A 26,466-nucleotide genomic window follows, 5' to 3' on the forward strand; every position below is an offset into this window, starting at 1 on the left:
ATTCATTCAACATTTTCTAAATCCGCTGGACTAACCGCATCCACCGGCAGGTTGCCGATATTCGGCTGGCGACGACGCCGCTCCTTCGCAGGCACCATCCCTCGCATGGCCTCGAGCTTACCGAAGCAAAGCAACTTGTCACCGGGTTCCAGTACGCGCTGTGATTTCGGGTTGGGAATCACCTTGGCACCACGGTAGAGCGTCAGAACATTGATATCGTGCTCGTGCAGCTGAGTTTCGCCTATGGTGCGGCCGACAAACCACGATCCTTCGGGAATATAAATTTCACTAACGCCGTAGCCCTTGCTCACCGTGAGACGCTGACGCACGTCGATCTCGGGAAAATCGACCTGGGCAGCAATATACTCAATGATCGCACCAGCGACATCCAGCCCGGTACAGGTCTCGATCCCCTGCAGGCCAGGTGACGAATTTACCTCCATGATCTGCGGACCGCTACTACTCTCCAGCATGTCCACACCTGCCACCTGGAGTCCCATAATCTGAGTCGCCCGCACGGCAGCATCGATAAATTCCTGTGAAAGTTCCACCGGTTCGGCAATACCTCCACGATGCACATTGCTGCGGAATTCCTGCCCCTGCGCGACGCGCCGCATCGCCGCTACCACTCGACCGCCCACCACAAACGCACGGACATCTCGGCCTTTGCTCTCGGCAACGAACTTCTGAATCAACACGTTCTGCTTCTGGCTTTGCAACAGCTCAATAATCGCCTCCGCCTGTTTTACCGTCTCTGCCAGCAACACGCCGATGCCCTGAGTGCCCTCAATCAGCTTGATCACTACCGGCGCCCCTCCCACCCGCTCGATAGCTGGCAACACATCTTTCTTGTGGTGGACAAAAGTAGTTTGCGGGATGCCGATATGGTGACGACTTAGCAGCTGCAGGCAGCGCAGCTTGTCGCGGGAGTTATTGATACCGTGGGCCGTATTTGCGCAGAAGACGTCCATTTCCTGAAACTGCCGCACCACTGCCGTACCGTAATACGTGATCGAGGCTCCAACCCGCGGCAACACTGCGTCGAAGTCCTCTATTTGCCTCTGGCGATAATAGAGATCCGGCGCACCGCGCTGCAGATCGATAGCAAACTTGATGGTATTGAGAACCTGTACATCGTGCCCGCGCTGATGAGCAGCCTCCAGCAGGCGCAGGGTGCTGTAACATCTGGGGGAGCGGGACAGGATTGCGAGCTTCATATTGTTAGCCTTATCGTTGTGGCGGCAGAGTCTCCCCGCAGAGTGCGCACGACAAGGAGCAAGGCCGATTGGGGCGTCGGAATGGGGTCAACCGGCACTCGTATCCAGGTCCAGATCGATGCGAGATGATGGCGGGCACTGGCAACAATGGGCCAATCTCTACCGGTGACCATGATCGACACACAACATGATCGACACACAATATAGTCGCCAGCGCCACGAATTCCACTGCTGGCACCGGAATTGCCGGTGCGGGAATTCAATGTTCTCCAGCCAATACTTGCACCGGTCCGATATTCAAGGCCTCAATCTCTTTCTGAATCTTGTCCAGATCACCGACGATCACCCAGGTAAACTGGTCCGGGGCAAGGAATTCCCGCGCGGCGGCCTCCACTTGCTCCTTCGTCAGTGCGGAGACCCGCTGCGGATACTCGGCGATATATTCCGGCGGCAGCCCCTTTTCCACCTGCCAGGTGATACTGGACAGCAGCTGCCCTTTGGTCTGGAAGCGCCCGCTCTGCTTCAGCACTTCGTCATCGCGGTAGTCCGCCAGCTCCTTCTCCAGCACCGGCTTGTCACCGAGATACGCGCGATACTCTTTCATCAGCTCCTTGATGGCGGGCGCCGTCTTGTCGGTCTGCACCGGCGCAAACAGGATATAGGGGCGCTGCCCTTCGGTATCCAGGGAAACTGCGCGGGCGCCATAGGACCAGTGCTTGTCCTCGCGCAGATTCATGTTTACCCGCGAGGTAAACTTGCCGGCGATAATATCGGCCATCGCATCAAAGGCCTCTGCGCCCTCCGGTTGCCAGGGCGGCATTACCAGACCCGCCATGATGTAGCTCTGCTGGGCGCCGGGGCGATCCAGCAGGTAGACCCTCGCCTGCTGCGGCCGCTCCACCGGTGGCACCTCGATCTTGGCCAGCGCCGTCTTGGGTGCATTCCAGCCGCCCAGGGTCTTATTCAGCAGTGACTGGATTTCGTCTTTGGTGACATCGCCGACAATGGTCAGGGTGGCGTTGTCCGGGCGCACCCAGGTGTTGTGAAATTCCACCAGATCTTCTCGGGTGATGGCCTCGATGCCCTCGACGGTACCGGAACCGGTCAGCGGTGACCCGTAGGGGTGCTCCCCGCCGAACAGCAGCGGCGGCAGTTCGCGCAGGGCCAGCCCCTGCGGCTGCGCCTTTTCCTGGGCAATGGCATCGATTCGATTGGACTTGACCCGAGCCAGATCCCCCTCCGGGAACAGCGGCTCCTTGATGACTTTGGCAAACAGCTCCAGTGACGGCTCCAGCTGGGTCTTCAGTGCGCTGAACGTGATGCTGTTGTAATCAAGGCCGCTGCCGGCGCCGATACTGGCCCCGAGCTCTTCCTGGCGCGAGCTGAATTCCAGCGCATCCAGATCCCCGGCGCCCTCACTCAACATCTGCGCAGCGACAGAGGCGAGGCCCGGCTTTTTGCCATCCGCCGCCGCGCCGCTGCGGAACTGCAGATTCATAAACACCACCGGCGTATCGTGGCGTTCCGCCAGCACCACGCGCAGACCGTTGTCCAGCGTGAATTCACTCTGCTGTGGCAACTCCAGCTCGACGGTCTTGTCCACTTCGGGCAATTTGCTGCGATCCACGCCCTGCGCCGCGGTGGAATATTTCTGTTTGGGTTTGACGATCAGCGTATAGCTGTCCGGTGTCAGCCAGCGGCTGGCGACATTCTGCACCTCCAGCGCGGAAACCTTGGCGTAATCCTCCAGGCCATCGAGCAGCGCGCCGGGATCGCCGTAATAGAACTCCGCGCGCGCCAGAATATCGCTCTTGCCGCCAAAGCCTCCGGTTTTCTCCAGCCCCTTGACCAGTCCGGCGAACTCGTTCTGTTTGATACGGCGCAGTTCCTCCGCGCTGACCCCACTCTTGGCGAACTGCCGCAGCTCCTCGTCCAACAGCTTCTCGACTTTTTCCAACTGCTGCCCGGGCTTGACGTCCACCATGATGATCAACTGCCCGGCCAGCTGGCGCCCGTAGTAGAAGGCGCTCACGCCAGTGGCCACCTGTTCTTCCCGCACCAGGCGGCGGTACAGCAGCGAATTCTTGCGGTTCGCCAGCAGCGAGGTCATCAGGTCCAGCGCGTCCTCCTCCTCGCTGCCGATGGCCGGCACGTTCCACACCTTGTAGATGCGCGTCTGCGGCACCTGGTCGAACATGACTTCGCGCTTCTTGACCTGTGCCGGCAACTCCCAGTTCTTCACGCGCGGCTGCACCTCGGTACTGGGGATATCGCCAAAGTACTGGCGGGCCTTGGCCATGGCCTCCGCCACAGTTATGTCCCCGGCGATTACCAGTATCGCATTGGCTGGCTGGTAGTAATCGGCGAACCACTTTTTCACGTCTTCCAGGCTGGCATTGTCCAGGTCTTCCATGGAGCCGATCGGTGTCCACGAATAGGGGTGGTAAGGCGGAAAAGTACTGCTGGCAATGGTATCGAATGCCTTGCCATAGGGGGCGTTTTCACCCTGACGCTTTTCGTTTTTTACGACACCGCGCTGCTCATCGAGCACCTCCTGGGTGATGGCGCCGCTGAAATGCCCCATGCGATCGGATTCCATCCACAGCGCCATGTCCAGTGCGCCCACAGGCACTGTCTCGAAGTAGTTGGTACGGTCGTTATTGGTGGTGCCGTTCATATCGGTGGCGCCGGAGCGCTGGAATGGTTCGAAGAATTCTCCCGGAAAGTTTTCCGAACCGTTGAACATCAGATGCTCGAACAGGTGGGCGAAGCCGGTCTTGCCGGGCGTCTCGTCCTTGGAACCGACCTTGTACCAGATATTGATCGACACCACCGGCGCCTTGTGATCTTCGTGCACGATCACGGTGAGGCCGTTGTCCAGCACTTCCTTGTGAAACGGGATCTCCAGCTCGGGGGTGGGCACATAGGCCTGCTGGTCCGATGCCGCAGCACGACTGCTGGCGGCCGCTTCCTTGTCTACCGACAGGGCGCGGTGGGTCTCGTCCTCGGGTTTGCCACAACTGGCGACCAGCAGTGCGGCGAAAAGCAGGCTGAATAGGGGTAGGCGCAAATCCATATTGTTATTCCCTGACCAGGATCGGGTTTCGAGAAGGGAATTGTAGGCAACATTCGCGGGCAGGTGTCAGCGGATTCGCCGGGTCAGCCCGTTCCTGCGATAACCGGCAGGCAAAAAAATGGGCACCGGAGTGCCCAAACAAATACATCACAGAGAGAAGCGATGTTGCGAATCGCTCGAGGGGAAACAGGTTCGGCAGGACCTTTCGCCCTGCTCAAAATTTACGCGGCTTCTGAGTCAGTTTTTTTTAGCGCGCCGTTTACCGCGTCTTCGTGCCCGAAGCGCTCTTCGGCAATGCGATCCGCCACGTGCGCGGTGGTCTCACCGGTCTCGTCGGCGCGCAGGAAGACTTCCTTCATGGTGGTGCCGATCGTCTCGATGTGCTCCTTCACCCGCGCCGGCTTATAGTCGCCCTGCTGCTGGTAATAGACATCGATGATGCCGCCGGCATTGATCACATAGTCCGGCGAGTAGAGGATGCCCTTTTCGCGCAGTACCGCCGCGTGGCGCTCTTCCGCCAGCTGGTTGTTGGCGGCACCGGCAATGGCGCCCACCTTCAGGCGGGCAATGGTGTCGTCGTTCAGGATCGCACCCATGGCGCAGGGCGCAAACAGGTCCACGTCCAGGTCGAAGATCTCGTCGGCGCCAACGGCAGTCGCACCCAGCTCGTTCACCGCGCGGTCGATGTTGTCCTGGAAGATATCGGTCACGAAGATTTCAGCGCCCGCTTCCTTCAGCAGCTTGGCCAGGCGGAAGCCCACGTTGCCGACACCCTGCACGGAAACCTTGAGGCCGTTCAGGTCGGTTCTGCCCCAGCGGTGTTCCACTGCGGCCTTGAGGCCGACGAAAACACCGTAGGCGGTGGACGGAGACGGGTCGCCGCCATGCTCAGATTCGGCGATCAGGCCGGAGACGAACTTGGTGCGCTCGCCGATGATGTGCATATCTGCAACACTGGTACCGGAGTCCTCGGCAGTGATATAGCGACCGCCCAGGGTATTGATGAAGTCACCCATGGCGCGCAGCAGCTCGGGAGTCTTGTCCTTGCGCGGATCGCCGATGATCACGGCCTTGCCACCGCCCAGCTTCAGGCCGGCCATGGCGGATTTGTAGGTCATACCGCGGGACAGGCGCAGCACATCGTTGAGTGCCTCGCCGTCATCGGCGTAGGGCCACATACGGCAGCCGCCCAGTGAGGGTCCCAGATTGGTGTTGTGCACCGCAATAATCGCCTTCAGGCCGCTTTTGGCGTCCTGATAGAAAGCCACTTGTTCGTGCTTGTCGTAGGCGGGATGGGAAAAAATACTCATTTACTGTTCCTCTCCGGAGACCGGTTCTACAGCTGGGGAACAACCACAGCCCTATCTGTTTTTATCGGAAGACAAGATTATATCCGGCTCCCGCAGATAAAGTTTGCATTTTTTGCACAGCAACTACAAATAGAAGCTAAACCATCACCCATTTCGCCTTAAATTAGGATGGCGGGTCACAGGAAACAAAGTTGACAGCGGAGTCATCAATTCGACGGCCGCGCACCCCTGTCATGCTATGCCCCTTTAATATGCCCGGCGCCCGCGGGATTGGGTTCAGCCCGCCGCGCCCGATACACCGGGCCACCCGGGTCTGCTAGAATCCGCGCCCATTATCGACCCCCAGACGACCCGCAGAGACAATTCGATGCTGAATGCCGACGCCCTCAAACAACTCTCCCAACTGAAATCCGATATCCGCTCCAACAAGGAATATGCCGAGGGCCGGGTACGCGGCAGCAACGGCAAGTTCGGCTTTGTGGTGCTGGACGACGGCCGCGAGGCCTTCCTGCCGCCGGCGGAGATGGAGCGCGTCTTTCCCGGTGACCGCGTGCGGGTCAGCCTGAGTGAAGAGGACAAGGGCAAGCTGTCCGCGGAGCTGGACGCGCTGCTGGAAAGCGAACTCAAGTACCTGGTGGGCCAGTATGTGCAGCGCGGCCAGGGCCACTTCGTACAGCCGAGCCAGAATGGCCTGTCCCGCTGGATCTTCCTGCCGCCGAAGTCACGGGGCAAGGCGCAGCCGGGTGAATTCATCGCCTGCAAGATCAATCGCCATCCGTTCAAAGACGGCAAGGCCCAAGCCAAGGTTGAGACAGTCATCGGCAAGCCGGATATGCCCGGTATCGAACACGCTTTCGTGGTCGCCCAGCACCAGCTACCGGAGCAGTTCGGCCAGGCGGCACTGCAGCAGGCAGAGGATATAAAGGAAAAGCTGGTCGCGGTCACCGCCGATCGCCAGGATCTGTCCGAATTCGGTTTCGCGACCATTGACGCCGAGACCACCCGCGATATGGACGACGCCCTCGCCGTCACCGCCCGCGACAACGGCTGGACCCTGCATATCGCCATCGCCGATCCGTCCAGCCTGATAGAGGAAGGCAGCCCACTGGACAAAGAGGCCTTCAGGCGCGCCCACAGCCAGTACCTGCCCGGCGAGACGTTGCCGATGCTGCCCCGCGACCTGTGCGAGAACCTCTTCTCCCTTATTGCCGGTGAGTTGCGCCCGGTGCTGGTAGTGCATGTCGATATCGACGGAGACGGCAGCATCGGCGACAGCCGCTACGAATTCGCCGCTGTCCGCTCCCAGCATAAGCTGAGCTACGAAAAGGTTTCGAACTTTATTGCGGGCGACGACAACGCCGTGCCACAGGAGCAGCAAGAGAGCCTGCGCAACCTGGCCGCCCTCAGCGAAGCCCGCGCCGCCTACCGCGCGAGCCACTCACTGCTCATGGAAGACAGACCCGACTACGAAATCTATCTGAACAGGCAGCGCAAGATCGAGCGGATTGAAAAGCGCGAGCGCAACGTCGCCCAGCGTATGGTGGAGGAAGCCATGCTCGCGGCGAACTTCAGCATCGGCCAGAAGCTCGCCGAGTTGCAGCAGGGCTGCTTCTCGGTACACCTGGGCTTCCGCGATGAGCGCATGGGCGAGGTAAAGAGCCTGCTCAAGGAGCAGCTACCGGAGCACGCAGAAAAGGACTTGCACCAGCTGGAGAACTACCTGGCGCTGGTGAAATACCTGGAGACCCATCACGAGCCGCAGATGCAGAACCTGCTCGCGGTGCTGAAGCGCATGCTGCGCCCGGGCCAGCTCGACAACAAAGCCGGCGCGCACCTGGGCCTGGGCCTCGCGGCCTACGCTACCGTGACTTCGCCGATCCGCAAATACAACGACCTGCACAATCACCGCGTGCTGCGTGCCGCTGCCACGGAGCAACAAGCCAAGGTACTCAGTGACGAGCAGATCGAAGCCCTGCAGGAGAGCCTGATCCGCGGCCGCCAGGCCAACCGCGCACTGGAGCAGTGGCTCTACGCCCAGTTTATGCAGGACAAGATCGGCCAGGAATTCACCGGCAGGATCACCCTGGTCAACGGCGCCGGCCTGGGCGTAAGACTGGACGAGAACGGCATCGACGGCTTTGTGCGCCTGAACGGCGACAGGAAAAATCTGCCGGCATTCGACGGCAAGCACCTGACCCTGAAACACAAGGAGCAGAGCTACCAGCTGGAGCAGTCGGTTACCGTAAAGGTCGCCTCCGTGGATGTGGATAAACGCCGCATCGCACTGGAACTGGCAAACGAACAACCGCCGGTCAAAGCAGAAGAAGCCGAATAACTGTCAACGGGCGGGAGCGCTCCGCTCCCGCTGGGTCCCGGCCTCCGCCGGGGCGACGCCGGAACTACCGACTCGTCATTCCGGCGCAGGCCGGAATCCAGCAACCACCGGATCCCGGCATTAGCTGGCAATGCGGCAAAACCGCATCCCCGATGAAACGCCGATCTCAAAAACAATCAACTCGAGGTCCCCGATGAGCAACATCGCCGAACTGAACCCGACTCCGCTGTGGAAACACTTCGCCAAACTCTGCGAGATCCCCCGCCCGTCCAAGCACGAAGACAAGGTGGTGGCGTACATCGTCGACTTTTGCAAGGAGCGCGGGCTCGACGTACAGCTGGACAAGATCGGCAATGTCATCATCAAGAAACCGGCCACGCAGGGCATGGAGGATCGCCAGGTCCTCGCCATGCAGAGCCACGTGGACATGGTGCCGCAGAAAAATGCCGATTCCGACCACGACTTCCTGACCGACCCCATCCGTCCGCAGATCGATGGCGAGTGGGTCACCGCCACCGGCACCACCCTCGGCGCCGACAACGGCATCGGCGTGGCCGCGATCCTGGCGCTGATGGAAAGTACCGACATCCCCCACCCGGCGCTGGAAGCCCTGCTCACCATCGACGAGGAAGCGGGCATGACCGGCGCCAAGAACCTGCAGCCCGGCTATTTTGACGCCGACCTGCTGCTGAACCTGGATACCGAGGACGAGGGCGAGCTCTACGTCGGCTGCGCCGGTGGTGTGGACGTGAATGCGGCCCTGCCCTATTCCCCCGAACCCGTGCCGGCAGACCACAAAGCCTTCAAACTGAGCGTGCGCGGCCTCAGAGGCGGCCATTCCGGTCTGGATATCGACAAGGGTCGCGGCAACGCCAACAAGATCGCCAACCGCATTATCGACGCCGCGAGTCGCGAGATTCCCGGGCTGCGCATCGCCGCGCTGGACGGCGGCAGTCTGCGCAATGCCATTCCGCGGGAATCCTTCAGCACCGTCACCGTGCCGGCGGATGTGGCAGCCAGGCTGCAAGAGATCGTCACCGCCGAGAGCGCGGTCATCGCGCGCGAACTGGACAACGAAGCCAAGCTGGACATTGCCCTGGAGGCCACAGCGGCCCCGGCTGTGGTGATGGACAAAGCCAGCCAGCAGAAACTGATTCACGCCCTGCGCGCCTGCCCCAACGGTGTGGAACGCATGAGCACCGCACTGGAAGGCATCGCAGACACCTCCAACAACCTGGCCCGCGTGGTGACCGAAGAAGTGGACGGCAAACACCAAGTGCGCATCCAGTGCCTGGTGCGCAGCCTGTCCGACAGCGCCCGCGACCAGCACGGCCTCAACGTCGCCGCCGCCTTCCAACTGGCCGGCGCCCGGACCTCTCTGGACAATGCCTACCCGGGCTGGACGCCTAACATGCAGTCCCCGCTGCTGGCGCTGATGAAGGATGTCTACAAAGACATGGCCGGCGCAGAGCCGGAAGTGAAGGTCATCCACGCCGGCCTCGAGTGCGGACTGCTGGCCAAGCCCTACCCCAACTGGGATATGGTCTCCTTCGGCCCCACCATCCGCCGCGCGCACTCGCCGGAGGAGCGGGTGCATATCGAGAGCGTGGGAAATTTCTGGGAGTACTTCCTCAAGGTCGTGCAGGCGATTCCGGCAAAGGCTTGATTCCCCGCACGCCATGGCCCCGGGTCAATACTGCCCGGGGCCCCTCCCTCTGTACTTCCGCGCCGGTGCGCCTGCTTCACAAGATTCACGCTTCGCAGCAACCGATTCCCCCAGTCGCCTGGCGAACCCTCCAGTGGCGACGTTTGCCCCGCCATGAGCAGATTCGAAATAATTTTGTAGATTTCTAAATTCCTGTAGAACAATGACCTAATTCGTTGGTCATAGGCTGCGCACCTCAAAAGAAGGAAGTCGCAATGAGAACAGTGGTTGTTTTATGTGCAATCTTGCCATCCCTGGCCATGGCCGACGTCGATTCTCAGTTTGGACTGGGGCTCGGTACCCAATACGGTGGTTTTGCGGGCTTCAAGTATTCTATGAGCCTCAACACAAACAAAATATATGTTGGTGCGGGCCTGGCGGGCCCCACTGGCGACAGGGACGATGTGTATGGGGTCACGCTGGGCTGGGAAAAAGCCATCACGGACAAGCATGCACTGGGCCTTTTTGTCCGTACCAAAAAACGTGAAAATGGGGACGGCGTCTATCTCGATTACAGCACGAGCCCTCCTGACATTGTTTCGATGAATAAACGCTACGAAAGCTTTATTGGCGGCTCATATACTTACTATTTTGGCAAATCCAGCGAAGCCGGTTTCCTCACGGGCCTGAGTGCCGGCAAAACATACGAGAATACCAATGTAAAGAAAGAGTTTGAGTCCGGCATTCAGTACGGCCTGCATTTCGGCTACCAATTCTAGCATTCTGTCTGGCATTCACCCCTGACTGTCTTTTGAAATCGAAACACCGCTAAAAATGACAGGTGGGGCGTTTGCTAATTTCGTTCAACAAGGAAAAGAGTTAAAAAAATGAAGTTGATCTGGATATTGCTTGCCACTATTTCCCTCACTGCCTGCGGTACTTTCAACACCCTGGCCAAGTCGGATCATGAGATTGCAGCAAACCTGAAAAGGCAAAAATCAAACTGCGAATCTATCCCCCGGGTTTACAGTGGCGTTTCCTATAACATGTGTCAAATGAACTCCAACAAGCATTCCATCTACTATGACTGGATGCTGGGCTTCTACCTGCTGGACAGCGTGGCATCAGCGGCGACGGACACCATTGCCCTGCCTTACACCGCTTATAGCCAGTCGAGAAAGGGTCATTTAGTGATTGACGAGCAGTAAGACACTCAGTGAAAAGCACACGGAGTGCGACCTGATCACTGTAACTATCTGGAATAACTCCGATGATCTTAGCTGTTGATGTCGACTACCGGGGACCTGAAGCAGTCGCAGCCGGAGTTTGCTTTCGCACATGGCGTGATGAGCAAGCAGGCCGTATATACCGCAGCGTTGTTTCAGAATTCGGAGACTACCAGCCCGGAGACTTCTACCTAAGAGAGCTGCCCTGTATCCTGCAGTTACTTCGGGAGCACCATCTCGCTCCCGACATAATTGTCATCGACGGCTATGTCTACCTGGGCGATAAATCCCGGCCGGGGCTGGGCATGCATCTCTTTAATACCTTGGGACATAAGATCCCCGTCATTGGCGTAGCAAAAAAGCCCTTTAAAGGTACCATGCCGGCTTCGGAGATACTGCGCGGGAATAGCGCAAGGCCCCTCTACATCACCGCTGCCGGAATGGACATCGATACTGCAAAGTCATGCATATTATCCATGTACGGCAAACATCGAACTCCAACGCTACTCAAGACGGCAGATCGCGCGTGCAGAAGATTCTAATTCGACACGACATTCCATATAATCGGGCCAAACTCAAAATGCTCCATTCCATCGGTGTTTATCGAGATGGCAACTTCCGGTATGCGACCCTCGGCGTAGTACTGCCCCGCTAAATCCAAATCTCTGCAGTTCGGGGCCGCTCATCGAACGGCCTTTTTTGCTGGAATTTTAGCCCCGCTTTCCGATCGCGATCTCGACTTAGCCAACTCTTTCCCAACCCCTTCCATACCTGTAAAAAGTCTGCCAAGCCGCTATTCATAAATATTTGAATACGCGGCAGGTTAGCGCCGCTAATTAATTGCAAAATTCATCGTAATGTAAAAAACAATTCATCAACTCGGGTCATTGTACGCGCGCAACGATGCGACGCAGTCTGACAAGAAGGCGCACTGCCATGCGCGGACCGCCCAGAGACTGCTGACCGCTTTGACCATTAAAGATAACCAGGGACGACCCGATGAATAGCAGAAAAAAATACCTGGCCACGGCCATTTCCCTCGCCACCACAATGGCGGCCAACCCGCTGGCCGCTCAGGCAACCGGCGCGGAGAAACTGGAGGAAGTCGTGGTGATGGGCACCGGCACCAGCTTCAACAGCAGCGCCGTCACCGAGCCGATGCGCAAACAGCAGTCCTCCATGACCAGCGTTAATGCGCTGATCGACAACCTGCCGGGCGTGTCGGTCAACGAGGGGGATACCTACGGCTTCGACGACTGGTCGACTAACATCACCGTGCGCGGCTTTACCACCAGCCTCGACGAGCAACAGATAGGCACCACCATCGACGGCATCCCCAACGGCGGCTCCGGCTACGGCGGCGGCTCCAAGGCGAACCGCTATGTCGACCCGGGCAATATCGGCGGCATCGACGTATCCCAGGGTACTGCGGATATCGCGTCGCGCTCCCACGAGGCGCTCGGCGGCACCATCGACTACAAAACCGACGAGCCGCTGGACAGCAGCCGCACCCGCGCCGAGGTTTCCCTGGGCGAGTTCGATGCGCAGCGCCTCTATCTCCGCTACGACACCGGCACCTTCGCCGACAACACCAAGGCCTGGATCTCCTATTCCAACCAGCAGGCCACCGACTGGATAACCGAGACCGCCGAGAACGAGCGCGAACACCTCGCCGCCAAGCTGGTGGCCACCTATACGACCGGCACCATCAAGGGCTATGTCGCCTACGACGATATTCACGAGGACAACTACCAGCGCGTCTACTCCGCCGCCCAGTTCGAGCAGTTTCCGGAAGACGACTTCCTGACCGGTGAATGGACCGGCATTCCCTATGTCGACCAGCTTTATCGCCGCGGCTGGTCCACGTTGCGGGAGAACCTGCTGGCCTACGCCCAGTTCGACTTCGATATCAGCGACACGCTGAATGTACAGGGCGGTTACTACTATCACACCAACGAGGGCCGCGGCGACTGGGTGCCGCCCTACCTGGTGGACGTGACGAACGACGGCGCCGGCGGCCAGTCGGAGTTTCTCGGCGGCTCCACCGCCAGGAGCGGGCGCAACAGCGGCCTCTTCTACTATGTCGACGCGGGCGGCAATGCGCTGACGCCGGTCGAGGGCTGCGAGTCCTCCATCGTCACCATCTACGGCCAGGCCGGCGCACAGTTTGATCCGGCCTGTTACCCGGCCGGCGCCATTCCGGTGATGTCCTACCGCCACACGCACTATGAAAAGGAGCGCAGCGGCTTTACCCTCGACTTTACCCACAACAGCGCGATCGCCGGCCTGCAGAACGAACTGCGCGGCGGCTTCTGGTATGAAGACGCCACCCGCGACGAACACCGCGACTGGCACCGCACCGTCGATGCCGCGAGTGGTCCTAGCTTCGACAGCACGCCCTACTGGGTACAGTACGATCGCCGCTACCCGCAGGAGACCGGCAAGTGGTATCTGCAGGACTCGGTCACGATCGACAGCGTGACGCTGAGCCTGGGCGCGAAGCAGTTCCTGGTGGATGTCGAGCGCGAGGATCAGTTCTTCGAGACACTGGACGCCTCCGTCAACTCCGACTCCGACGTGCTGTTCTCCGCCGGCCTGGTCTGGGAGACGCCACTGCAGGGCGCCGAGCTCTTCGCGGGCTATGCCGAAAACTACAAGGCCATCGGCGACGACATACTCGAGCGGCCGGAATCGAACCTGAGCAATATCGAGCCGGAAACCTCCGAAACCATCGAACTGGGACTGCGCTATGCCGGCGACAACCTGTCGGCCACCGCCACCTATTTCCGCAATGATTTCGACAACCGCATCATCTTCCTGGACAACAATACCGCCGCGGGCCCCGACTACCTGATCGGCACCAATGGCTCCTACTTCAATGCCGGCGGGATTGAGTCCAACGGTCTGGAGTTGCTGCTGAACTATGATCTCGCCAGCGCTCTGGATCTCAGCACCGGCTTTGATCTCTACGCCTCCTACACTTTGACCGACGCGACCTATATCGGCAGCGGCGACAATGCGGTGGACGAGGCACAGGGGCTGGTGCCGGGCAACGACGTAGTGGGTATCGCCGACCAGCTGTTCGTCCTCGGCCTGGACTGGACTGGCGAGTTCCTCTACGGCGGCATCTCCGCCAAGCTGACCGGCGATCGCTACGTGGATATCGCCAACACCTGGGTGGCGGATTCCTATGTGGTCGCGGACGCCTACCTGGGCCTGAACCTGGTCGACATCAATCCGGCGCTGAGTGGCATCAATCTGAATCTGGTGGTGAACAACCTGTTCGATGAAGACTATCTGGGTACCGTGGTCGCCAACGGCGCCTGGATAGGCGCACCGCGCACCGCGTCGCTGTCCGCGACTCTGGATTTCTGACAGGGTATGGCATAGCCGATTGCGGCAGGCGCGGCTTCGCCCGCCTGCCGCTTTTTTGGTGGAAATGATGTTCACAAAATTAATCCCGATCATAGCGGGTCTTGTGCTGGCACTGCTGCCGGGCGGCAGGGTTTCCGCCGCCGACAACCTGGTGCTGGTGAGCATCGATGGCCTGCGCTGGCAGGAGGTATTCGCCGGTTACGATGCGGCGCTACTGGAAAGCGGAGCGCTGAGCGCCGGGGCGGAATCCCTGGCGGAGAAATACGGCGGCGCCAGCGCGGAGGAGAAGCGCCGCCGGCTGATGCCCTTCCTGTGGGACACCGTCGGCACGCGCGGCGTTCTCGTCGGCAACCGCAACAGGGGTTCGAAGATGGCGGTCACCAATTCCTGGTGGTTTTCCTACCCCGGCTACAACGAGCTTCTCAGCGGCAAGGCCGACCCGCAGATCGACTCCAATGATGCCGTTCCCAACCCGAATACCACTTTTCTAGAGTGGCTGAACGGCAAGCGGAATTACCGCGGCAGGATTGCCGCCTTCGGCAGCTGGGATGCCTTCCCGGCGATCATCAACCGGGAACGCAGCGGCGTTTACGTGAATGCGGGCTTCGAGCCCGCCGACTGGAAAAACCTGTCACAGCGCGCTCAAACCCTGAACCAGCTGCTGGCGCAGATACCCGGCGCCTGGGACACGGTGCGCTACGACGCCCTCACCTATGGTCTGGCCCGGGAATACCTGCTGCAGCACAGGCCGAAGGTGCTCTACATCGCCCTCGGTGAAACCGACGATTTCGCCCACGAGAAAAAATACGGGCAGTACCTGCGCGCCGCCCACCGGGCGGACCAGTTTATCGCCGACCTGTGGCAGACGCTGCAGTCCATCGACGATTACCGCGGCAACACCAACCTGATCATCACCGTCGATCACGGCCGCGGCCGCGATGCCGCGACCTGGCCGCACCACGCCAGCCCGCAGGAACTGCAAAGAAAATATTCCGGGCAGCATCCGCTGGCCGAAAGCGGCATCGCCGGCTCCGATGAAATATGGCTCGCGGCAATCGGCCCCGATATCGTGGCGGCCGGGGAAGTGTCCGGGGGCGAAACCCTGTACCTGAACCAGGTGGCGGCCACCGCGCTGCTGCTGCTCGGGGAAAAGCCGGGCGACTTCAGCAAGGATATGGGCGCGGCCATGGCAGCACTGCTGAATCAGCCCGCCCGCCTGCGCCGCCCCGATCCGAACTAGTCCAGAGCGCGAAAACGCACCGCCGCGCCGCCGCTGCGCGCGAGTGGCAGCCGCAGTTTGTCCGCTGCAGTCAACAGTTTCCGTTCCGTCGCCAGATCGTAGGGATTGGTGGCCCAGTCGGCCTCGGGGCCGTCGCGGTAGATCTGCGCCTCATAGCTGCGGCCCGGCTGCAGGAAGTCCAGGGACAGATCCAGCGTGCGGGCCTTCTCGTCGGTCAGGGCACCGAGATACCAGTCACCACCGCCGCGCTGCTGGCGGGCAAAGGCGACATAGTCGCCCACCTCACCGGCAATCGCCCTGCTCTGCTCCCAGTCCGTGGGCACATCGACGATAAACTGGAAGGCGTCGGGCTTGGCCTGGTAATTCTCCGGCAGATCGGCGGCCATCTGGATCGGGCTGTAGAGCACCACGTACAGGGCCAGCTGTTTTGCCAGCGTGGTCTGCGGGCGGTTCTCGGCGTCCAGGCCGTTGAAACCCAGGTCGAAGATGCCGGGCGTGAAGTCCATCGGACCGGACAGCATGCGCGTGAACGGCAGCAACGCGGTGTGCTCCGGCGGGTTGGGTGGCGAGCCCCAGGCATTGAACTCCTGTCCGCGCGCGCCCTCGCGGGACAGCCAGTTGGGATAGGTGCGGCGCAGTCCGGTGTCCTTGATCGGCTCGTGGGTGTTGATGCTGATCCCGCGCTTCGCCGCCTCGGTGACATTGTGCAGGTATTCGCCCACCATAAACTGGCCGTCGTGCCACTCGTTGCGCACCTGGCCCTTTTCATCGACGCGCTTGATATTGCCACCGTCCGCCACATAGCCGGTCTTGACCTGGGTGACGCCGTGTTTTTGATACAGGTCCAGGGCGTCACCCATCTGGTTGCGGTAGTTGGTCACGCTGCCGGAGGTCTCGTGGTGGCCGATCAGGCGCACACCCTTGGTGCGCCCGTACTCGGTGACAGCCTCGAGATCGAAATCCGGATAGGCCCGGGTGAAATTGAACACGTCGCCGTTCTGGAACCACTCGCCGTCCCAGCCGATGTTCCAGCCTTCCACCAGCACGCCGTGGAAACCGTATTGTGCGGCGAAGTCCATATAGCGTTTGGTCTCGGCGGTGGTGGCGCCGTGCCGGTCGCCGGAGCCCCAGGTCTTGTCACCGATATGCATGGCCCACCAGATCCCCACGTACTTGCCCGGCTTCACCCAGGACACATCGCCCAGCTTGTTGGGCTCATTCAGGTTCAGGATCAGGTCGGAATTCAGCAGACCCACCGCATCGGCGGAGATCTGCAGCGTGCGCCACGGCGACTTGAACGGGGCGGCGGTCCTGACCAGCACGCCGTCATACCAGGGCACCAGCGACGCCTTCAGGGTACCCGGGCGCCGCTGATCCAGGGTCATGGCCGCGTAGTCCACCAGTGCCGCCTCGTGGATACTGAGGTGAACTCCCGAGGGCAGTTTGAAGGTGAAGGGCGTGTGAGCGCGGTCGACGCCGTGCAGCGGTGTGGTGTTGTACAGGTATTCGTAGCGGTTCCAGCCGCGGGACGGAATCCACCAGGCGGTGGTGTCGGCGCTGTCGGCGATACGGAATTCGGTCAGCTCGTCGACGATTTCGACGGTAGCCAGGCCGCGCTGCGCCGGGATCTCGTAGCGGAAGCCGATGCCGTCGTCGAAAACGCGAAAGCGCACGCTGAGCACACCCGCGGATTTGTCGGCGCGGGCGAAGTCGACCCGCAGTTCGTTGTGCCGGTCGCGCACCACTCTGCGCTCGCCCCAGGGTTGCTCCCAGCTGCTGTCGGCAGTCGCGCGATCGCTGCCTGAAATCGCGAGTTTCCCGGAAAAGGGCGCCCCCTCCCGGAAGACCATCCCCAGCCGCGAGGGTTCGACCAAGGTGCTGCCGCGAAACTGCACGCGGTAGCGGGGAATCCCCTGTTCATCGCTGACCGTCAGCGCTATATCGCCGTTCGGGGAACTCACCTGGAGTTCGGCGGCCTGGGCGAAAGCGGAGAATACGAGCAGCATGCTCGCGAAACAGAGGCGGATAAGTCTGAATTGGCCCATCGTTATTGGTCTTCCTGATTGCCGCGGGTACACGAGAATACCGGCCGTTTATACCACGGCGCCCGCGCAGCCGGCCTCAGCCCGCCGCTACGCCCCCGATCGCCGAAATCCGGCGCGGCGGACCTGCGGCGCCGGGCAGCGGGAATCGGCCTTCCCCATAGGCTGAGCCCCCGATTCGTAATACAGATCACTTATCGCCTTTGGTGGCGGTGCCGCTACCGGGGGCAGCACCTTCACGATGAGGCCAGTTGAGTGAACACCATTGCGCCCCCCTTTCGGGCATTTTGCCTGGCTGTCGCCGCCCGGATTTCGCATAATTGCCCATCGCCAACGAATAACAGAACAGAAGACCTGATGTATGTGGTTTAAGAATCTCCGCGCCTACCGCCTCACCAAAGAATTCGCCCTCACTGCTGAAAAATTGCACGAACTGCTGGAACCGCACGCATTTGTACCCTGCGGCAGCCAGGATGCGGCCCGCTACGGCTGGGTGCCGCCACTGGGCCGTCACGGCAGCGAGCTGGTACACGCGGCCAACGGCTACTTTATGGTCTGCGCCAAGAAGCAGGAGAAAGTGATCCCGGCCGCGGTGGTGAACGAGAAAGTCGAGGAACTGGCACAGGCCATCTCGGCCAAAGAGGCCCGCCAGGTGGGCCGCAAGGAGCGCCAGAACCTGAAAGACGAAGTGCTGCTGGAGATGCGCCCCAAGGCCTTCGCCCGCTCGCGCCTGCAGTACGCCTATATCGCACCCAAAGATGGCTGGGTGGTGCTGGACGCCTCCTCGGCCTCGGCCGCGGAGGAGCTGCTGGAGAACCTGCGTGAGGCGATCAGCAGCCTGGCGGTGGTGCCGCTGTCGGCCAAGAACCTGCCGCAACAGACCATGACCCACTGGCTGCACGCGCCGGAGGCGCCGGCCCAGTTCGAATTTGGCCACGAGTGCGAGCTGCGCGATCCGAAGGACAGCGGCAGCGTGATCCGCTGCAAGAACCAGGATCTGTGTGCGGAGGAGATCCACAATCACCTGGTGGCCGGCATGCAGGTGCACAAGCTGGGGCTGACCTGGCGCGGCGGCATCGAGTTTCTGGTCGACGACCAGCTGTCCCTGAAGCGCCTCAAGTTCGGCGACGAGCTGATTGAAAAATCAGACAGCATCGATGCCGAGAATGCAGCGCAGCGCTTCGATGCGGACTTCTCCGTGATGACGCTGGAGATCTCCGCATTACTCAATGACCTGCTGTCAGCATTCGGCGGTGCCAATACCGAGACCGCCAGCGTCGAGGAAATCGTGGCCCGAGCCTCTCGCGCCGAGGCGGAACAGGTGGCGAAGGAAGTCGAAGAAGTCGTTTTCTGATTACGGGGCGCCCCTTTCCCACCACGGATTTGGGGCGCTCACCATCAACCAGTTCGGATCCCTTTCACTGTGAGAGTCGAGAACCTGATCGAGCACCCGGAGGCCATCGCACAGTTGGCCCGCTGGCACTACGACGAGTGGAACCACCTCTATCCGGACCAGAGCCTGCAAGACTTTATCGATGACCTCAGGCGGTCGCTGGACAGTGCGCCTATACCGGCCACCTGGGTACTCGTCGATCAGGACGGCGTCTGGGGCTCGGCTTCGGTGATCGAACAGGATATGACCAGCAACCGGCACCTGAGCCCCTGGCTGGCGAGTGTCTATGTGCACCCGGACAAACGCGGCCGGGGACTCGGGCAACAACTGATCACGGCAGTGATGGAACACTGCCGGGAGAACGGCCTGGTCGAGCTCTATCTGTTCACGCCGGGCCAGGAGGACTTTTACCTGCGCCTGGGCTGGACCGTCCTCAAGCGGGAAATCTATCACGGCGACAAGGTCACCATCATGACCGCTCGCCTCTAGATGCCCTGCCCTGGCGGGCGCTGCCCGGAAGATGCCTCAGAAAGATTGCCCCTCATTCTTGTAGACCTCACCATCCTTCATCACGAACAATACCTTCTCCATCACCTGGATGTCTTCCAGCGGATTGCCGGGTACGGCGATGATGTCTGTCAGTTTGCCGGCGCTGATACTGCCCAGATTGTCCTCTTGCCGCAGTAATTGCGCAGCACTGATCGTCGCCGCCTGCAGGGCCTGCATCGGAGTCATGCCGAATTGAACCATGCGCGAAAACTGGCGGCCGTTCTGGCCGTGGGGGTAAACCCCCGCCCACCGACTACACCACGGGCGGGGCGGTACCCGGGCGCGGATCACGCCACAGATGCGCGAAAATCCGCAGCGCACGCTGGCGGCAGCCGTCGATGAGATTATGAGGAAACTTCCCGCTGCCCTGTAGACGAACTGACTGCGTCCCTGGGGTATTTCCCTATAAAACCTCGCACGTCCGCCGCATGGCAGGTGCCTCAGGTATTGAGCTTGTCCCTCACTGCCTTGCGGTTTAATTTGCCCACTGCAGTTTTCGGAACTGCGTCCACAAAAACCACCTTGCGCGGTTTTTTGTAAGCCGCGATTTTCCCGGCGACAAACTGGATCAGGTCATCCTCGCTGACGGCCTGCCCCGGGCGCAGCACTACGGCGGCTGTTACCGCCTCCACCCATTTTTCATCCCTGACGCCGACAACCGCGCACTCGGCAACGGCCGGATGTGCCATCAGTAGATCCTCGACCTCGCGCGGATAGACGTTGTAGCCACCGGTGACGATCATGTCGGAAGTGCGGTCCCTGATATGCAGAAAGCCACGCTCATCAAAGCTGGCAATATCGCGGGTGCGCAGCCAACCCTCCGCCATAAACATCTCATCGTTCAGCTCCGGCGCGCGGTAGTATTCCAGCATGCGCTGGGGCGCGCGCACCGCAACCTCTCCCGGTTCCCCGGGCGGCACATCCCTGCCCCGCTCATCCACCAGGCGAATCTCGACATCGATCGCCGGCTGGCCGCAGGAGCCCAACGTATCCCCGTCGTGGTCTTCCGGGCGCAGCACGCAGATGGCCAGCGGACATTCGGTCTGGCCGTAGTATTGCCAGAATCGATCGCGGCCCCAGGCGGCGATCGCACGCTCGATGACCGGCCGCGGCATGGGCGAGGCACCGTAAATCACCTGGCGCAGGCTGCCGACATCGGTGGACGGAAAGTCCCGGTGGTCGAGCAGCATCTGCAGCATGGTCGGCACCAGGTTGATCGCGGTGATTTTTTCTCGCGCCAGCAGTTGTAAATAGGCGGTCGGATCAAAGCTTTCCATGATTACCGTGCGCCCGCCGCGCAGCCAGTACGGCAGCACGAAGACGCCACTCGCGTGGATCAGAGACGCGGCATGCAGCATCGCATCGCCAGGCTTTACGTCGAGCAGGTTCAGCAGCACATTCTTGCAGATGGCGGCATAAGAGGCCTGAGTGTGCTGTGCCGCCTTCAGGGTGCCGGTGGTACCGGACGTGAACAGAGTCAGGATGACATCGTCTTCGGCGACGTCGACTTCCGGAACTTCAGCGCTCTGACTATGCGCCTCCGCCAGCAGGCCGTCGCTCCCGCCGGAACCCAGTGCGTAACAGGTGAGGTGCGGCAGTTCCGCGTCCAGGTCCTGCGCGTGCTCCGCGAGGTCTTCGCCGTAAATCAGCACAGAACAGCGGGTTTCCTGCAGCATGCGGCGGTGTTCATTGACTGACAGGCGGGCATTGAGCGGTATGCGGTTTATGCCCGCCTTTACGCAGGCAAAGTCTACCGGCACGCTGTAAAGGCTGTTGTTCAGCAGCAGCGCGACGCGGTCGCCGCGACAGATACCCCTGGCGATCAGTGCGCGCGCCAACTGGTTGCTGAGCCGGCTGACCTGCTCGAACGTGAGTGACTGGTCCCGGAAAGTCAGGGCGGTGTGGTGTGCGTGTGAGCGGCCGCCGCAATTGATCAGGTCGAGATAAGTCGTTGTCATGGCTTCACCTCACTGGACATCGTTCTGGTTATTGTTATTCGCCGAATTTCCCGTGGCGCCCGGCGCCGCCGGCAAAGCGCTCGGCACCCTCGATCGACTCTGCAAACACAATGGGATAGCCGCCCGCGCCCTCATTCTGCAGCGCCTGTGCAAGTGAATAGTCCCATTGCAGGTAAGCCGAACGCCGGTCCGCGCGCAGGCACTGCTGGGGAAACCGTGCTATCTGTGCGGCCAACTCCTTCGCCGCCACCAGCCCCTCGCCGTCGGCTACCACGCGGTTCGCCAGCCCTATCTGCAGCGCCTCTTCCGCCGCAACCGGGCGGCCAGTCAGAATCATGTCCATCGCCCTGCCGTGGCCGACGATACGCGGCAGCCGGACTGTGCCCCCGTCGATCAGCGGCACCCCCCAGCGGCGACAGAAAACACCGAACACAGCGGATGCCTCTGCCACGCGCATGTCGCACATCAGCGCGAGTTCCAACCCGCCGGCAACCGCATAGCCCGAAACGGCGGCAATAATGGGTTTGCTGAGCAGCATCCGCGTCGGCCCCATAGGACCCGGCCCCGCTCCCTCTGGTTCTATCTCATTGCGCAGTTCGGGATCCCCCATCGCCGCCAGGTCGGCACCCGCACAGAAGTTGCCACCGCTGCCGGTCAACACCGCTACCTTCAGCGTATCGTCCGCCTCAAACGCTTCGAAGGCCTCTCGCAGTGCAGTCGCCGTGGGTCTGTCCACCGCGTTGCGCTTCTCCGGCCGCCAAATGGAGATGGTGCAGATGGCACCGTCGATTTCGGTTTTTATCAGAGTTGCAGTCACTTCAGGCCTGCCCCATGGTGTTACAATCTCCGCCCATTATGTACAAATGAAGTTACATTACAACAAATGGCAGAAGTGTCCACAGAGAGTAATATCGAGCTATCGGCGGCCGATCTGATACTGAACCTGTTGGAGGGCCACGACCGGCACCGGCTGTCGGTGCAGTCGCTGACCCGGGGGGCGGAGCTCTTCCGCATTCGGGAACAGGCAGTACGCGTGGCCCTTACCCGCCTTATCGGACAGGGCAAGATCACCAGCCCGTCCCGGGGGCAATACGAACTGAATGTCGTCGGCAGCACGCTGTTGGGCGATATCGAGAACTGGTTGCGGATGGAGGAGCGCGCCGTCCCCTGGAACGGTCAGTGGCTCGGTGTCAGTGACGCCGCCGTACCGCGGCGGCAGAAAGTGGCGTGGCGCAGGCACCTGAAAGCACTGGCATTGCGCGGATTCGAGTTGCTGCAGGAAGGTTTCTGGGTACGACCCGACAATATCAAGGGGAGTGCTACGGGACTGCGCGCGGACCTGCAGAGCCTGGGGCTGGCGCATGGAGCGTTGGTAATGAGCCTGACTGCGCTCGATGAATCGAACGAACTGAGAGCCCGCTCACTCTGGGACAGCCAAGCCCTGGAGCACCAATATCGGGCAATGCTGGAAGCGTTGCGGGACAGTCGCCGCCAACTTGAAAAGGCGCCGCTGGAGAGCGCGGCGCGCGAGAGTCTGCTGCTTGGCAGAGCGGCCATTCGCCTGATCCTGCACGACCCGTTGCTGCCCGACGAACTGATGGCGGGCAATCGGCGCCGGGAACTGATTGCCGCTATGCGGGAATATCAGCGCTGGGCCAAGTCTGTCTGGATGGAATTCCTCGGCGAATAAACAAAGTCAAACGGATCCGGCTGCCGTACCGCAGCCGGACCGCGAGAATCAGTGCAGAACCAGCTGGAATAGATTAAACCGTTACTATCGGACGGCCCGGCTCGCTCCACTGCACGTGATATTTCTGCTGCTCCGGGCGGTCGACGCGGGAGAAAGTGTGCGCGCCAAAGAAATCGCGCTGCCCCTGCAACAGGTTGGCCGGCAGGGACTCCATACGGAAGGCATCGTAATAGCTGAGCGCGGAAGACAGTGCCGGTACCGGAATACCGTTCAGCGTGGCGTCGGCCACGGCGCGACGCCAGTTGCCCTGGTGTTCGGCGATCTGCCCGGCGAAGAAATCGTCCAGCAGCAGATTCGACAGCTTTACGTCGCGCTCATAGGCATCGCTGATGGACTGCAGGAACACCGCGCGGATAATGCAGCCGGCGCGCCAGATGCGGGCGATCTCGGCAAAATTCAGTTCCCAGCCCTGCTCGCGTGCGGCCAGCTTCATCAGGTCGAAGCCCTGGGCGTAGACGCAGATCTTGGCGCAGTAGAGCGCGTCGTGCAGCTGGGCGATGGCTTCGGCGCGCCTGGCCGGCTCGACCTTTTCCACCGCCGGGCCCTGCAGTTTCTTCGCCGCGCGGGTGCGCAATACCTTGCGGGTCGAGAGCGAGCGGGCAAATACCGCCTCGGCGATGCTCGGCGCCGGACAGCCCACTTCCAGGCTGCTGACCGCGGTCCAGAGTCCGGTGCCCTTCTGGCCGGCGCGATCGAGGATCACATCCACCAGCGGCTGCTCGGTCTCGGCATCGACGGTGGCGAGCACCTCGGCACTGATATTGATCAGGTAGCTGTTTAACGGACCCTTGTTCCACTCGCGAAAGACCGCCGCGATATCCGCCGGGGACATATCCAGCGCACTGCGCATCACGTGGTAGGCCTCGCAGATCATCTGCATATCGGCATACTCGATGCCGTTGTGCACCATCTTCACATAGTGGCCGGAGCCGATGGGGCCGATATAGGCCGCGCAGGGCTCGCCCTCTCTGACCGGGTTGCCCGGCTCGAAGCGCTCGATCGGCTGACCGCTGGCCGGATCCACCTTTGCCGCGATCGCGTGCCACACCGGCTCGATGCGGCTCCAGGCATAGCGGTCGCCACTCGGCATCAGCGACGGCCCGAAGCGCGCGCCAACTTCACCACCCGAAACCGCGGTGGTAAAGAAAATCAGTTTGCCCTCGTAGCGCCGGGCGCGCTCGACTGAATCGGTCCACAGGCTGTTGCCGGTATCCACGACGATATCGTCGGCCTTCAGGCCCGCGTCCAGCAGCTTGTTGCAGACGTCGTCCACCGGCGCGCCGGCGGGTACGGAGAGAACGATCAGGCGCGGCGCTTTGACTTTCGCCAGCAGCTCGGTGTAGGAGTTGCAGGTTTCCACCCGCGGCGGCTGATCTCCACGCTCTTTTTCGTCCTGTTCCAGCAGCGCGCTGAGGCGGCCGTGATCCAGGTCGAAAGCGCAGACCCGGTAGCCGTTATCGGCCAGGTTCAGGATCAGGTTCTTGCCCATCACCCCGGCGCCGATAAAGCCGATATCACATAAAGAGTCGCACAGTGAATCAGACATGGATCTCTCCGCAATTTAGTCGTGCTGCTGTCAGGGGGCGCGGAGTATAACAACAGAGGCCGGGAGCCGGCAGGCTAAATAATGACCAGCCGGGATGCCGGAGAGACGGCGGGTGAAGCCAAAGCAGGCAATTCAGAAAAATATCCCGGCATCGGACACCTGCGCATTATTTATTGTCGCAGAGCAACCCTATTGCGGGTTTTTACCCGGTCGCTCCCAATTGCGGGAATAATTCGCTATGCTCGGTCAGAACGCGCCGGTCACGGCCAGATTCAGCGCATTTCCGATATTTCGACTGCAAGTAACAATAAATGAGAAGTCTCCGTTTAGTCTCCCTGCTATTCCCGCTCGCAATCGCCTTTCAAGTCCAAGCCGCAGAGACAGTCCCATTCGAGGTACCGAGAAGTTCGGTGGTCGAACTGCAAGATCCACAAAGCCAGCGCATCTACCCGCTGTTTATCAAACTGCCGAGGAGCTACACGGAAAGCCCGCAGCGTCACTATCCGGTTATCTACCTGACCGATGCCTGGTACGCCTTCCAGATCATCTCCGGCGCCACGCGCTACCCGATGGGTTTTGGAAAAATGGAGGAGGCCATTATCGTGGGCATCTCCTATTCCAAGGGCGCCCGCGGCCAGTCGAGCCGCTTCCGGGATTACACGCCGACGCGGGACGGCGACTGGAAATCGCTGACCGGCAATGCCGCCAACCACGCGCGCTTTATTGCCGACACAGTTTTCCCATATATCGACAACAACTACCGCACCAAGACTGGCGATCGGACCTTCGTCGGCAACTCTCTCGGCGGCCTCTTCGGCGCCTATATGCTGCTTACCCGGCCCGATATGTTCGACAACTATATTCTCGGCAGTCCGTCCGTCTGGTTTGATGACGACGTAATCCTGACAATGGATGCAACACCCACAGACAAGAAACGCAGAGTCTTTATCGCCGTGGGCGAGCAGGAAACTCCGGCCAGCGGCAATACGATTCACGACATGGTGGCCGGCGCAAAACGGCTGCAGGCAAAGTTCGACAGTACAAAGGGCATAAGGCTGGAGAGCAAGCTGCTGCTGATCCCGGAAGCCACGCACGAGACAGCCTTCCCGACCGCGGCGATTCAGGGGCTGGACTGGCTGTACAAGAAATCCTAGCGATATGTTTCAACAGAAAATATTTCACTGAATTATGAACGCCGACATCGAAGTTGTGCTTTTTGACCTTGGCGGTGTCCTGGTTGATTTGAAACCGAGCCCCTTGCCGCCTGAGTGGCTGCAGGATCATTTGCAGTTTGGCATAGCCGCCTGGTTCGGCTCCGAGACGGCCCAGAGATTTGAGCGGGGAGAGATCACGGGCGATGAATTCGCCCGGCAACTGAAGATCGATCTCGGCCTGAAAGTCAGCACCGCAGAAATCCTCAGGGAGTTCACGCAATGGCCCATCGGGCTCTGCGAAGGCGCTCACGAACTGTTGCTGGAGTTGCAGAAGACCCATCGCCTCGCCGCGCTCACAAATACCAATGCCCTGCACTGGCCGCGCCTGCTTAACGAATTCCGTTTATCCCGGTACTTTGGCGAGATCTTTGCCTCGCACCAGATGGCGCTGGCCAAGCCGGATCCCCGCGCCTTCCGCCATGTAGTCGACAGGCTGAAAGTGCCGCCGGAGCGGGTAATCTTCTTCGACGACAACCTGACCAACGTGAACGCAGCCAGGCAACTGGGAATCCATGGTCTTCAAGCCTGCTCTCTCGATCAGGTAAAAAACCATCTGCAGGCAATTGGCTTACTGACGGATTAGCGGGAGG

21 protein-coding genes and 1 pseudogene are annotated in these 26,466 nt (G+C 60.7%); 13 read left to right on the forward strand and 9 right to left on the reverse strand.

Translation table 11 applies throughout. From position 1 onward, the window contains the following. Positions 1-2: 2 nt before the first annotated feature. From RRF64_RS04880 to RRF64_RS04895, 4 genes and pseudogenes are all read right to left on the reverse strand, one after another. Entirely contained in the window at positions 3-311 is a 309-nt protein-coding gene (locus tag RRF64_RS04880; protein ID WP_422732622.1) for a cation:proton antiporter regulatory subunit, read from the reverse strand. Then, a pseudogene (locus RRF64_RS04885) lies at positions 294-1,217 on the reverse strand (ATP-grasp domain-containing protein); the annotation flags it as partial. The pseudogene RRF64_RS04885 and the gene RRF64_RS04880, both read right to left, overlap by 18 nt. Before the next feature lie 259 nt (positions 1,218-1,476). Further along, a complete protein-coding gene (locus RRF64_RS04890; protein ID WP_323844697.1) occupies positions 1,477-4,293 on the reverse strand; it encodes a M16 family metallopeptidase in 2,817 nt (938 codons plus the stop codon). Positions 4,294-4,514: 221 nt separating this feature from the next. After that, positions 4,515-5,603, reverse strand: a complete 1,089-nt coding sequence (locus tag RRF64_RS04895; RefSeq protein WP_323844698.1) for a Glu/Leu/Phe/Val dehydrogenase dimerization domain-containing protein — start codon at positions 5,601-5,603, stop codon at positions 4,515-4,517. 367 nt (positions 5,604-5,970) lie between these two features. Here RRF64_RS04895 and RRF64_RS04900 point away from each other — a divergent pair, with 367 nt between their 5' ends. The 7 genes from RRF64_RS04900 (at position 5,971) to RRF64_RS04930 (ending at position 15,424) form a co-directional block, all read left to right on the forward strand. Beyond that, on the forward strand, positions 5,971-7,938 hold the full coding sequence (locus RRF64_RS04900; protein ID WP_323844699.1) for a VacB/RNase II family 3'-5' exoribonuclease: 1,968 nt from the start codon (positions 5,971-5,973) through the stop codon (positions 7,936-7,938). A 193-nt stretch (positions 7,939-8,131) separates the two neighbouring features. Next, the gene (locus RRF64_RS04905; protein ID WP_323844700.1) at positions 8,132-9,604 is read left to right on the forward strand and encodes an aminoacyl-histidine dipeptidase; all 1,473 of its coding nucleotides are present in this window, start codon (positions 8,132-8,134) and stop codon (positions 9,602-9,604) included. A gap of 254 nt (positions 9,605-9,858) precedes the next feature. Next, entirely contained in the window at positions 9,859-10,362 is a 504-nt protein-coding gene (locus RRF64_RS04910) for a hypothetical protein (RefSeq protein WP_323844701.1), read from the forward strand. Between the two features lie 108 nt (positions 10,363-10,470). After that, a complete protein-coding gene (locus RRF64_RS04915) occupies positions 10,471-10,791 on the forward strand; it encodes a YceK/YidQ family lipoprotein (RefSeq protein WP_323844702.1) in 321 nt (106 codons plus the stop codon). A gap of 62 nt (positions 10,792-10,853) precedes the next feature. Beyond that, the gene (locus RRF64_RS04920) at positions 10,854-11,351 is read left to right on the forward strand and encodes an endonuclease V (protein ID WP_323844703.1); all 498 of its coding nucleotides are present in this window, start codon (positions 10,854-10,856) and stop codon (positions 11,349-11,351) included. Between the two features lie 457 nt (positions 11,352-11,808). Next, complete coding sequence (locus RRF64_RS04925; RefSeq protein WP_323844704.1) at positions 11,809-14,184, forward strand: TonB-dependent receptor domain-containing protein; 2,376 nt, start codon at positions 11,809-11,811, stop codon at positions 14,182-14,184. 67 nt (positions 14,185-14,251) lie between these two features. Beyond that, positions 14,252-15,424: an alkaline phosphatase family protein gene (locus RRF64_RS04930; protein ID WP_323844705.1), complete on the forward strand. Its 1,173-nt coding sequence runs from the start codon at positions 14,252-14,254 to the stop codon at positions 15,422-15,424. Here the strand turns inward: RRF64_RS04930 and RRF64_RS04935 are convergent. Continuing rightward, complete coding sequence (locus RRF64_RS04935) at positions 15,421-17,469, reverse strand: glycoside hydrolase family 97 protein (protein WP_323844706.1); 2,049 nt, start codon at positions 17,467-17,469, stop codon at positions 15,421-15,423. The genes RRF64_RS04930 and RRF64_RS04935 overlap by 4 nt on opposite strands. A gap of 358 nt (positions 17,470-17,827) precedes the next feature. On the opposite strand from RRF64_RS04935, the gene rdgC reads away from it, so the two are divergent. After that, complete coding sequence (rdgC, locus tag RRF64_RS04940; protein ID WP_323844707.1) at positions 17,828-18,820, forward strand: recombination-associated protein RdgC; 993 nt, start codon at positions 17,828-17,830, stop codon at positions 18,818-18,820. 69 nt (positions 18,821-18,889) lie between these two features. Further along, entirely contained in the window at positions 18,890-19,348 is a 459-nt protein-coding gene (locus RRF64_RS04945) for a GNAT family N-acetyltransferase (RefSeq protein ID WP_323844708.1), read from the forward strand. Positions 19,349-19,384: 36 nt separating this feature from the next. Here RRF64_RS04945 and RRF64_RS04950 read toward each other — a convergent pair whose 3' ends face one another. The 3 genes from RRF64_RS04950 to RRF64_RS04960 form a co-directional block, all read right to left on the reverse strand. Beyond that, positions 19,385-19,594, reverse strand: coding sequence for an amidohydrolase family protein (locus RRF64_RS04950; RefSeq protein ID WP_323844709.1), 210 nt, complete (start codon positions 19,592-19,594; stop codon positions 19,385-19,387). 254 nt (positions 19,595-19,848) lie between these two features. Further along, positions 19,849-21,366, reverse strand: coding sequence for a class I adenylate-forming enzyme family protein (locus RRF64_RS04955; protein ID WP_323844710.1), 1,518 nt, complete (start codon positions 21,364-21,366; stop codon positions 19,849-19,851). A 34-nt stretch (positions 21,367-21,400) separates the two neighbouring features. Then, positions 21,401-22,183, reverse strand: coding sequence for a crotonase/enoyl-CoA hydratase family protein (locus tag RRF64_RS04960; protein ID WP_323844711.1), 783 nt, complete (start codon positions 22,181-22,183; stop codon positions 21,401-21,403). Positions 22,184-22,258: 75 nt separating this feature from the next. On the opposite strand from RRF64_RS04960, the gene RRF64_RS04965 reads away from it, so the two are divergent. Further along, positions 22,259-23,056 carry a PaaX family transcriptional regulator C-terminal domain-containing protein gene (locus RRF64_RS04965; protein WP_323844712.1) on the forward strand — a complete coding sequence of 266 codons (798 nt, stop codon included), beginning with the start codon at positions 22,259-22,261 and terminating at the stop codon, positions 23,054-23,056. A 73-nt stretch (positions 23,057-23,129) separates the two neighbouring features. Here RRF64_RS04965 and gndA read toward each other — a convergent pair whose 3' ends face one another. After that, positions 23,130-24,662, reverse strand: coding sequence for an NADP-dependent phosphogluconate dehydrogenase (gene gndA, locus RRF64_RS04970; protein ID WP_323844713.1), 1,533 nt, complete (start codon positions 24,660-24,662; stop codon positions 23,130-23,132). A gap of 81 nt (positions 24,663-24,743) precedes the next feature. On the opposite strand from gndA, the gene RRF64_RS04975 reads away from it, so the two are divergent. The 3 genes from RRF64_RS04975 (at position 24,744) to RRF64_RS04985 (ending at position 26,459) form a co-directional block, all read left to right on the forward strand. Continuing rightward, on the forward strand, positions 24,744-24,977 hold the full coding sequence (locus tag RRF64_RS04975; protein ID WP_323844714.1) for a hypothetical protein: 234 nt from the start codon (positions 24,744-24,746) through the stop codon (positions 24,975-24,977). Between the two features lie 95 nt (positions 24,978-25,072). Continuing rightward, positions 25,073-25,816 (forward strand): alpha/beta hydrolase, encoded by a 744-nt coding sequence (locus RRF64_RS04980; protein ID WP_323844715.1) that lies wholly within the window; start codon positions 25,073-25,075, stop codon positions 25,814-25,816. 34 nt (positions 25,817-25,850) lie between these two features. Further along, positions 25,851-26,459, forward strand: coding sequence for an HAD family hydrolase (locus RRF64_RS04985; RefSeq protein ID WP_323844716.1), 609 nt, complete (start codon positions 25,851-25,853; stop codon positions 26,457-26,459). Positions 26,460-26,466: the final 7 nt, after the last annotated feature.

It is taken from the genome of Microbulbifer magnicolonia (genome assembly GCF_035117725.1).
Taxonomy (GTDB): Bacteria; Pseudomonadota; Gammaproteobacteria; order Pseudomonadales; family Cellvibrionaceae; genus Microbulbifer; species Microbulbifer magnicolonia.

What these genes read in the sequence shown, in the direction of transcription:
- RRF64_RS04930 (WP_323844705.1), top strand. Translation starts at nt 14,252, where the DNA reads ATGTTCACAAAATTAATCCCGATCATAGCGGGTCTTGTGCTGGCACTG.
- RRF64_RS04955 (WP_323844710.1), bottom strand. Translation starts at nt 21,366, where the DNA reads ATGACAACGACTTATCTCGACCTGATCAATTGCGGCGGCCGCTCACAC.
- RRF64_RS04915 (WP_323844702.1), top strand. Translation starts at nt 10,471, where the DNA reads ATGAAGTTGATCTGGATATTGCTTGCCACTATTTCCCTCACTGCCTGC.
- RRF64_RS04920 (WP_323844703.1), top strand. Translation starts at nt 10,854, where the DNA reads ATGATCTTAGCTGTTGATGTCGACTACCGGGGACCTGAAGCAGTCGCA.
- RRF64_RS04985 (WP_323844716.1), top strand. Translation starts at nt 25,851, where the DNA reads ATGAACGCCGACATCGAAGTTGTGCTTTTTGACCTTGGCGGTGTCCTG.
- RRF64_RS04895 (WP_323844698.1), bottom strand. Translation starts at nt 5,603, where the DNA reads ATGAGTATTTTTTCCCATCCCGCCTACGACAAGCACGAACAAGTGGCT.
- RRF64_RS04900 (WP_323844699.1), top strand. Translation starts at nt 5,971, where the DNA reads ATGCTGAATGCCGACGCCCTCAAACAACTCTCCCAACTGAAATCCGAT.
- RRF64_RS04975 (WP_323844714.1), top strand. Translation starts at nt 24,744, where the DNA reads ATGACCAGCCGGGATGCCGGAGAGACGGCGGGTGAAGCCAAAGCAGGC.
- RRF64_RS04950 (WP_323844709.1), bottom strand. Translation starts at nt 19,594, where the DNA reads ATGACTCCGATGCAGGCCCTGCAGGCGGCGACGATCAGTGCTGCGCAA.
- RRF64_RS04925 (WP_323844704.1), top strand. Translation starts at nt 11,809, where the DNA reads ATGAATAGCAGAAAAAAATACCTGGCCACGGCCATTTCCCTCGCCACC.
- RRF64_RS04890 (WP_323844697.1), bottom strand. Translation starts at nt 4,293, where the DNA reads ATGGATTTGCGCCTACCCCTATTCAGCCTGCTTTTCGCCGCACTGCTG.
- rdgC (WP_323844707.1), top strand. Translation starts at nt 17,828, where the DNA reads ATGTGGTTTAAGAATCTCCGCGCCTACCGCCTCACCAAAGAATTCGCC.
- RRF64_RS04910 (WP_323844701.1), top strand. Translation starts at nt 9,859, where the DNA reads ATGAGAACAGTGGTTGTTTTATGTGCAATCTTGCCATCCCTGGCCATG.
- gndA (WP_323844713.1), bottom strand. Translation starts at nt 24,662, where the DNA reads ATGTCTGATTCACTGTGCGACTCTTTATGTGATATCGGCTTTATCGGC.
- RRF64_RS04935 (WP_323844706.1), bottom strand. Translation starts at nt 17,469, where the DNA reads ATGGGCCAATTCAGACTTATCCGCCTCTGTTTCGCGAGCATGCTGCTC.
- RRF64_RS04905 (WP_323844700.1), top strand. Translation starts at nt 8,132, where the DNA reads ATGAGCAACATCGCCGAACTGAACCCGACTCCGCTGTGGAAACACTTC.